The 8,157-nt window shown below is 38.9% G+C and carries 6 protein-coding genes; all 6 read right to left on the reverse strand.

What is annotated here, in order from left to right; translation table 11 throughout:
* Window positions 1-50: 50 nt before the first annotated feature.
* Window positions 51-2,747, reverse strand: a complete 2,697-nt coding sequence (locus QUE46_RS13220; RefSeq protein ID WP_286245146.1) for a DUF2339 domain-containing protein — start codon at window positions 2,745-2,747, stop codon at window positions 51-53.
* 129 nt (window positions 2,748-2,876) lie between these two features.
* Complete coding sequence (locus QUE46_RS13225) at window positions 2,877-4,238, reverse strand: hypothetical protein (protein WP_286245147.1); 1,362 nt, start codon at window positions 4,236-4,238, stop codon at window positions 2,877-2,879.
* Window positions 4,239-4,381: 143 nt separating this feature from the next.
* Entirely contained in the window at window positions 4,382-5,305 is a 924-nt protein-coding gene (locus QUE46_RS13230; protein ID WP_286245148.1) for a GGDEF domain-containing protein, read from the reverse strand.
* A gap of 222 nt (window positions 5,306-5,527) precedes the next feature.
* Entirely contained in the window at window positions 5,528-6,112 is a 585-nt protein-coding gene (locus QUE46_RS13235) for a YqaA family protein (RefSeq protein ID WP_286245149.1), read from the reverse strand.
* Window positions 6,113-6,265: 153 nt separating this feature from the next.
* Complete coding sequence (locus QUE46_RS13240) at window positions 6,266-6,844, reverse strand: OmpA family protein (protein WP_286245150.1); 579 nt, start codon at window positions 6,842-6,844, stop codon at window positions 6,266-6,268.
* Window positions 6,845-6,846: 2 nt separating this feature from the next.
* Window positions 6,847-8,148: a TolC family outer membrane protein gene (locus QUE46_RS13245; RefSeq protein ID WP_286245151.1), complete on the reverse strand. Its 1,302-nt coding sequence runs from the start codon at window positions 8,146-8,148 to the stop codon at window positions 6,847-6,849.
* Between the last annotated feature and the right edge of the window lie 9 nt (window positions 8,149-8,157).

An 8,157-nucleotide genomic window follows, 5' to 3' on the forward strand; every position in this document is an offset into this window, starting at 1 on the left:
AAACAAAGCCCAGTAAATTACTGGGCTTTTGTTTATAACTAAACGCTACTTTAAGCTTGGTTTGCGTGGCTTCTGAGCTTTTGAAATAACCAGCTCAGCCCCACTAACGAAAGCCCTAAACCAATAAACGAGAGCGCTTTTAAAAGCCCTGTTAAATTTGCCATATCCACTAAAAATACTTTAACAATAACAGCTGCGAGTATCCCTAAGCCTATTTTTTGAATGAGTAACTGCTTTTTAAGGTGCCCCAATATAACTGTCCCTGCACCGAGTAGAAGCCAAATAATTGAATAACTATAAAGCTCTGCATTACTTACCCCTTTTGATAAGTAAATATAAGGCCCCAGCCAAAATTGACGAATAAAGCCATTAATTGCAAACACACTCAACACACCCGCTACGGTGAGTATAAATGGCGCTGCTTTTGTATACAGCGGTTTAATTAAAGTATAAAGCCAAAGTACTAGACCTGCAGGGACTAACCAAAGCAAAAATAGCCAATTAAAGACGCTATATTCACCAATATAAATAGAGTTTAAAAATGGGTTGGCATTGAGTAAGGTGCTCAAAGTAGTAATACCCGCAGCACTAGCTAATGCTATGCCCGCAACTTGGTATAACTTGGCTAAGCTACCGGCAATACGAGCACGGTGTAAATATACACAGCCAAGCGCAAGCCAATTACACGTTAGTAAAGCTTGTTCGTAAAAGCTCAATGAGCCAAAATCTGGATAGTGCCCTACCAGTTGATAACTGGTTTCGGTGGTAATAAATAGCGCCAAGCAATGCAGTGCGGCACCTTCTAACCATATTTTTAATTGTGATGTTTGAAAGCATTTAGCAGCAGCTAAAAACAATGCAGTACACAATGGATAAACAATAATACTCCAATGAAGATTAAATATAGTTAGGGCGTCGTAACTTGGTGTCCATGGTGCAAGTGTTAAGCGCAGTAATAAAGCAGCCACTAACGCTTTAATTGGCCAATGTGGCATTGGCACTCGATAGCGCTTTATTAACACACTAATAAGTAAAACTTGTATAGCCAATGCAATGGTCAGCCCGCTGTCATTAAATAGCATAGTGATAGCAAGCGTAATGTTAGCATTTGCCCCCACCCAATAAGTAAAGCGTTGAAAAAGAGTGGCACCGCTCATTGCGCACTTAATTAAAATGGCGCTACTTATAAGTAATATTACTGCCCACAATGGATAGGCCGTGGTCAAAGCATGGTTTGGGATGATAGCGTACAAAGTAGCAATGATTATAAATATGCTAAACGAGGCCGTAATATGAAAAGCCAAGCGTTTAGGTGCCCACTTAATACCAAAATAAAGCCCATAAGCACTGAGCGCTAAACCTAAGAATAGAGCGCCACCATATGGGTGTTTAAATATAAATAGTGAGTCTGAAAAATCAATGTAATAGGACGGCGTGCTTAGTAGTATTAGTGCAGCAGCAATTAACGCTGCCCCCTGCCATAAATCCCAACGGCTATTTTTAAGCACTAAAAACAGCAAGGTTAATATGCTTAATGCATTTATTATTTGCCATTGTAGATAGTTATCACTATCAAAAAGCATAGCCAGTAACAAAGGGGTAATACAGGCAAGCATTAAAGGGTGACTGGGGAGTACGTTTATCAAACGCTTTAAACTATGTGGGCGCGTTTCAACCATCGCAAGCTTTAACCCTAAGCGTGGCACGGCAATTAAACCAATAACACTTAATAACCCATATGTGCCCATAAGCCAAATGGTGCTGCTGTTAGCTATGGTAAAGCCAACGATATACCAGCCTAAATGCCCCGCCCACAGTAGATACCACAACCATGCACGCTGTACTTTATGCGCCACCAACGCAGCTGATAAGCTAATAAAACCAATGTACATATAAAGTGCAAATAAATTATTGCTGCCAGTATTAACCAGCACGGGGACACAATAAGCACCAATAATGCCTAGTACAGCTAATACCGGGCCAAGCATTATTGCCATAGCGCTCGCACTTATGGCAATAATTCCAAGTACAACAAAGGCTGTTAAGGGGCTGATCATGCTATAGCTGCTATACGCTAATAAGGTCAGTGCAAAGCACGTAATAAAACCGCCACTGGCAAGCGCTGCAGGTATATAGTTATTAAACCCTTCGAATACACTATTTTTGTAATGCATGTAAGCCGCGGTTGCAATTAAGCCGCCACCAAATAATCCGCCTAGGGTTAAGCGCATCGCAACAGAGAGCAAGCCCGCCTCTAAACTGTACTTTGCTAAAAATATGCCGCCTAATGCCAATGCGACTGCGCCTATCCAGGTCATCCAGTTATGTTCAAAGTCACTGCGCAGCTTTTTAAAAAGGGAAGTAACAAGTGTGGGTTTGAGATTTTTACTGCTTTGCTTATGTTTACTAACAGAAACACTAGCGGAAGACTTTATTGCTGAAGTTGCCGTTTTTTCCTGCCCATGAGGTTGATTAGGCTGATTAAGACTAACTTGATTAAAAGTCGCCTTATTGCTATTTGCTTGAGCCGTGTCCGCATGTTGAGCTGTAGAGCAATCGGTGCTTTTATCGGCCCCTTCATTGTGGCTTTGTGCGTTGTTAGCTAATTCTAAACTGAGTATTTTTGCTTTTAATTGAGCAATTTCTTGTTTTAAATTACTAAGTTGTGCGATTGCTATAATACCGCAAAGTGCACCAGCCATTATTGCAAATGCAAATAAACCTACTATTCCTAAAAACTCATCCATGGCACGCTCTTTTTATTTATTTTGTAATGAGTGTACCTAAAATTTATTAAGTTTATGTAAGTTTTGTGCAAAAAAGCCCTAAACAATAATGCTTAGGGCTTTTACTTTCTAGAACGTGTTATATATCAATTAGTCTACACTGTCTGTAATTGTGCGCGTTACACTCATTTTAAAGCCGGAGCTAGTTGTTTCATCATGCTCTAAAATCAAGATGTAATTACCTTCTTCGGTAAAATCTATATCGCTTTGTTGAATTAGCACTATTTGTTGGCCGTTATCCTCAAATACGGCATACACAGTGTAAGCTTCATTATCTACATCAATTTCTTCTTGATCGTATCTATCTAAGCCATCGATTACATTAGTGGCGTCATCAACAGTTTCACCATTTAAGGTAAAGTACACGTCAACTTCGCTTACTGTTTGCCCAGCGTAGCTTTCTATTAGGTTAACAACCGAAATAGTATGGCTGTAGCTGCTCGGTGTTAGGTTTTCCTCAACACTCATCATGCGTAAACCATTATCTACATCGTTGTAAAAAACACCTACGGCACTTTGCTCACGTTCAAGGGTCATTAAAAAGTTATCGGCAAGCTTGGTGCCCTCTTCGTCGTACATTGCAACGCTGTAACTATTTGGCGAAAGCTCTACGTAATCGGTGTAGGTGTCACTTGCTACTGTATTTGTTTCATTAACGGTAGTACCGCGCGTAGCGCTAAAGCTAACTGGCGAGTAATCGTCAACGGTATTTATAAAGCGCAATTGACCTAACGCTGATTGGTGCTTTAGCGCTGTAACGTAGTTATTATCGGTCACTATATCAAGGGTTATACCGTTTTCTTCTGTTGCATAGCTTGGGCGGATCATTGCTACATAGCTTTCTTCATCGTAAAAATAAACTGACTCAGATTCATATATCACATCTGTACTACCTGCCTCAGTGATATAAATTGTGTAGTAGCCCTCATCAAGGGTTTGTAAATCTAGCTCACTTAAGTACTGTGTTGATGTAAATAGCTCAGCACTTTCAAATACACCATCATCGGTTGCTAGGTAAACATCGTAGCTGGTCTCTTCGCTGGTAATATTATAAAAACCTAAGTTAAACTCATCTGTATCGCTTGAAATTGGCACACTTAGTTCTGTGAATGTCGGCTCATCAAAGTTGCCACTCATTACAATAAGTTCGGTCTTATCACCTTTAATTGATACTTCTTGTTCGCTAATTGTAATGTAGCTGTCGTTTGCATCTAAGTATTCAAAACTTAAATCGTAAGTACCGGTGCTGTAGTTATGACGCGTGGTTACATCAGCAAAGTCGGTGCCTGAGCGTTCAGTTTCATCTACAAATAAACGCGTATATGGGCTGTTATAAGAGCCATTATATAATTGCACGTAGCCTGTATCACTTGAGCCGTCGCTGCCGCCACAACCAACTAAAATAGACATTAAACTTAGAGGTAAAGCAGCTTTCAACAGAGAGTTGGTCATTAAAGTTTCCTTATTATTAAAATCACTATTATGACGCTTTTGCTGCATTTTAATTTCATAGTTTACAAAGTATTACCCTCGCTGACAGTTCTTTACGAAAACGTTAAAAACTGTTTTAAATGTGCAAATAATAAGGATGTTTTTCAAAAAGACGATATAGGAGTTGGGGCAATTTCTAATCTGTCTCGGCCATTATTTTTAGCAAGATATAAAGCCATATCGGCACGCTTCATTACTTTATCTAGGGGCTCGTTGGGGGTTTGCAGCGCCATGCCAATACTTACTGTGAGGTGCTTAGCCTGCTTAACATGAATACTGTGCGCAATATTTATTAATTGCTGACAAAATTCAGCTGCTTGGCTTATATTACGACTAGGCAAATAACCGCCAAACTCCTCACCACCAAGACGAGCAAATTTAGCGTCATTGATAAACACCTGATTATACTTAGTCGCTAACTGCTTGAGTATTGAGTCTCCTTCATCATGTCCAAATTCATCATTAATTGCCTTAAAATGATCAATATCGATAATTAAAATAACATAAGGCGAGGTTGACGCTGTTCTAATATGCCGATAAAAATAACGCCTATTATGTACTTGTGTTAAGTCATCAATAATTAACTCACGCGCTAAACGGTTATGAATGCTTTGTACAAAACGCATAGTTTTAAATAAACCATAGGCGGTAAAAAGCATGCCTATGGTTCTGCATAAGTCTTCAAAATAAACACTCATCCAATAGGGCTGTACAACTAATTCATCTATTACATCGGCCGTTGTGCCCATACTCCATAGCAACAAACCCAATGTAGAGTAAACATACGCTTGTTTTGAAAGCTCAGAGCATTGCACTATCCAAAATAGGAATACAAGTACAATAAGATTGCAAAAATCGGTCGTAAAACCATATACGTTATTTTGTACCTTTAAAGGTGGGAAAGTATTTAAAGCATAAAGTGAGAAAACAATTATGTAGAGCAGTAACGCTATACTTACCGTTTTATTTACCCAACTCATTTTATAAAAGTTAGACAGCCGAACGGTAAGTTTTACAGTTTCAATCATAAGATGGCGCTTTTTAGTGCGTTATTAACAAACTATAGCACACGAAAAAAAACGCTATAAAGCGATACCTTACAAAGTGCTTGCTTTAGTGCATTTAGCATAAAAATTACCTGAGATTAAAGCCAAGCAATGTAAACAAAATACAAAACTCAACTATAGAAATGCAGCTTTGGTATCAAGCTGCTGTTATGGCGTGGCGTAGTTAACTTTAGAATTTAAACGCTATATTAGGGTGCTTATACCCCACAATGCCAATACTAAAATAGTAATAGCAATCATTGCTTTAGTTTTATGTTTACTGATTATTTGCTCAGCTTTATTACCTGCGTAATACACAACAATAGCTAAACCAAAGTAGCGAATTGAACGAGCAATACCAGAGGCTAATAAAAACAAAGCAATAGAGTACTTTGTAGCGCCTGCTGCGAGCATCGCAATTTGAAACGGAATAGGCACTATTCCTAATGTCATTACAAACCAAAACCCTTGATTTTGCATTTGCTGCTTAACATTTTCAAATTGCTCTTGGCTTGAGAACATGTCAATAACCCAGTCACCAATCGCATCAAATAGGTAAAAACCCAGCGCGTAGCCAAATAAAGCGCCAATTATACACCCTACCGTGGCCATTAGAGCGATTAGCCAAAGCTTTTCACGGCGTGCTTGCATAAGCGGTACAAGCACGGCTTCAAGCGGAATGGGGACAATCGTAGACTCTAAAAACGACGCCACGGTAATACCCGTTAACATATGTTTTGAGTCAATAAAGTGCCGTGTTTTTTCTTTTATTTTTTTTTGAATAGCCATGTTAATCCCTTAATAATTTGCCATTATATGCATCATTGTATGCATCATTGTATGCATCATTGTATGCATCATTGTATAGCAAAAGTATTAAGGTACGCTTAAGCATAAAAAAGCCCGTTTTATAACGGGCTATTATAAATTGCAGTAAGCTATTTAAATGGTTGAGTTGTATACGTCAAACTGCATTTGCATAACACTAGACTGTTCACCCTCAACTAATGCTATAACACGGGTTTCTCGCCCTTGAAGCTCAGTCGGGATTTTTTTAGTTTCAATAAACGTTTGTTGTGAAATTTGATCTTCGCTCACATTAAGCGCAAGCAGTGCTGACTTGACTGTTTCAATACGTTTTAACGCTAACTTTCGGTTGTATTCAAGTGATCCCTTTTTACTAGTATCACCAATCAAAATAACACTCAATAATGGTGAGTTTTCAATAGAGCGAGCAAACTCAGCTACTTTTTGCTTTGCATCAGTAGTAAGTACATGCTTATCAAATTCAAAGTTAATCACCACACCACGTGTTGTGCTTATGTTTTTTTCAAACGGGCAACCATCGTTATCTGTTACCGCTTTAAGGGGCGTATCTGCACACTTATCGCGCTCGTTAATAACCCCATCTTGGTCTTGATCAAGCAAATCATTAGACTGTAACTTTTGCTCGTACGGGCCTGGCTCTGTCGCACAGGCGGTTAAAAGTAAAGCGGCACTTAATAAAGCTATATTTTTCATTATTATCTATCTCCAAGCTGCCAAGCATCTGGCTTATCTACTTTTAAGGCGCTCACTAAACGACCCGTTGCATTGATCAATCTGTAACTAGCAATGCGTTGATCATATGCAGATTCAATATAGTTTCTTCTTGCCGTGAATAATTCAATTTGTGAATCAAGTACATCTAATAACGAGCGACGCCCTAACCCAAACTGTCTTTCGTAGCCTTTTTGCGCAACTTCTGCGTACCCTACATTTTCTTGGTAAAACTTCTTCTGCTCATCTAAAAATACATAAGCATTCCAAGCAAAGCTTGTTGCCTCTTTAACTTGCCTATGAGTTGAATCTTTTACCGCTACAGCTTCTTGATAGCGCCATTTAGCAGCGTCAGTATCAGCATTTGTTTTACCCCCACTGTATAAATCGTAACTCATTGTTAGCATTATACGGCCATTATCATCTCGCCCTGGTGATCCTGATATATCTCGATTATCTGCAACATCGAGTTCTAAGCTCACTTTAGGCCAATAGCCACTTTTTTCTCGTTGTATTTGTTTATCTGCTGCTTGAATATCATAAATGGCAGCAGCTATTTCAGGATGTGAACTTTTTGCAATTTTCATTGCCTCTTCTAACGAATCAGGCAAAAAATGTGAATCTGCTTTAGGGATAACAAGATCCTCAGGATACTTACCAACTAAATCATAGTAATTTGCTTGTATGTCTAGCAGATTATTTTTAGCCGCTAAATAGCCAGACTGCGATGTTGCTAAGCGCGATTGCACTTGAGCTACATCAGCATCACTTGACAAGCCTCGTTGATGACGTTGCTCAATATCGTTTAAAATATTTTTATGTATTTCTATATTTTTTTCAGATAGTTCAATCAGTTCTATTGCTTTTAATAGATCTAAATACACTTGCACGACTTCAAGGCTGATGTTTTCTGCCTCAGAGATCAAACCAAGCTGATCGGCGCGCGCTTCATTATCTAATCGAGCCACCTCTGAAGAAGTACTAAAACCATCAAACAGCATTTGCGTTATTTTTAGACCTAATTCACGGCGATCTAATTCTGTGTCAAATTCACTGCCCGATTTATAATTAACATGCTCATAGCCATAGGCCGCATATAAACGTATTTGCGGTAAATATTCACTAAATGCACTGCGCTTATCACGATACTTAGCTTCAAAGCTCGCATATTTTTGCATTAAGCGAGGGTTTGTATTTAATGTTTCTGCTACCGACTGCTCCAACGTCAGAGCACTTACATACCCCGGTGTTAAAGCTAAAACAGAGAGTAATCCTATAATTCGCATTTAATATTC

Origin of the sequence: Pseudoalteromonas sp. MM1 (assembly GCF_030296835.1) — a bacterium.
Classification (GTDB): domain Bacteria; phylum Pseudomonadota; class Gammaproteobacteria; order Enterobacterales; family Alteromonadaceae; genus Pseudoalteromonas.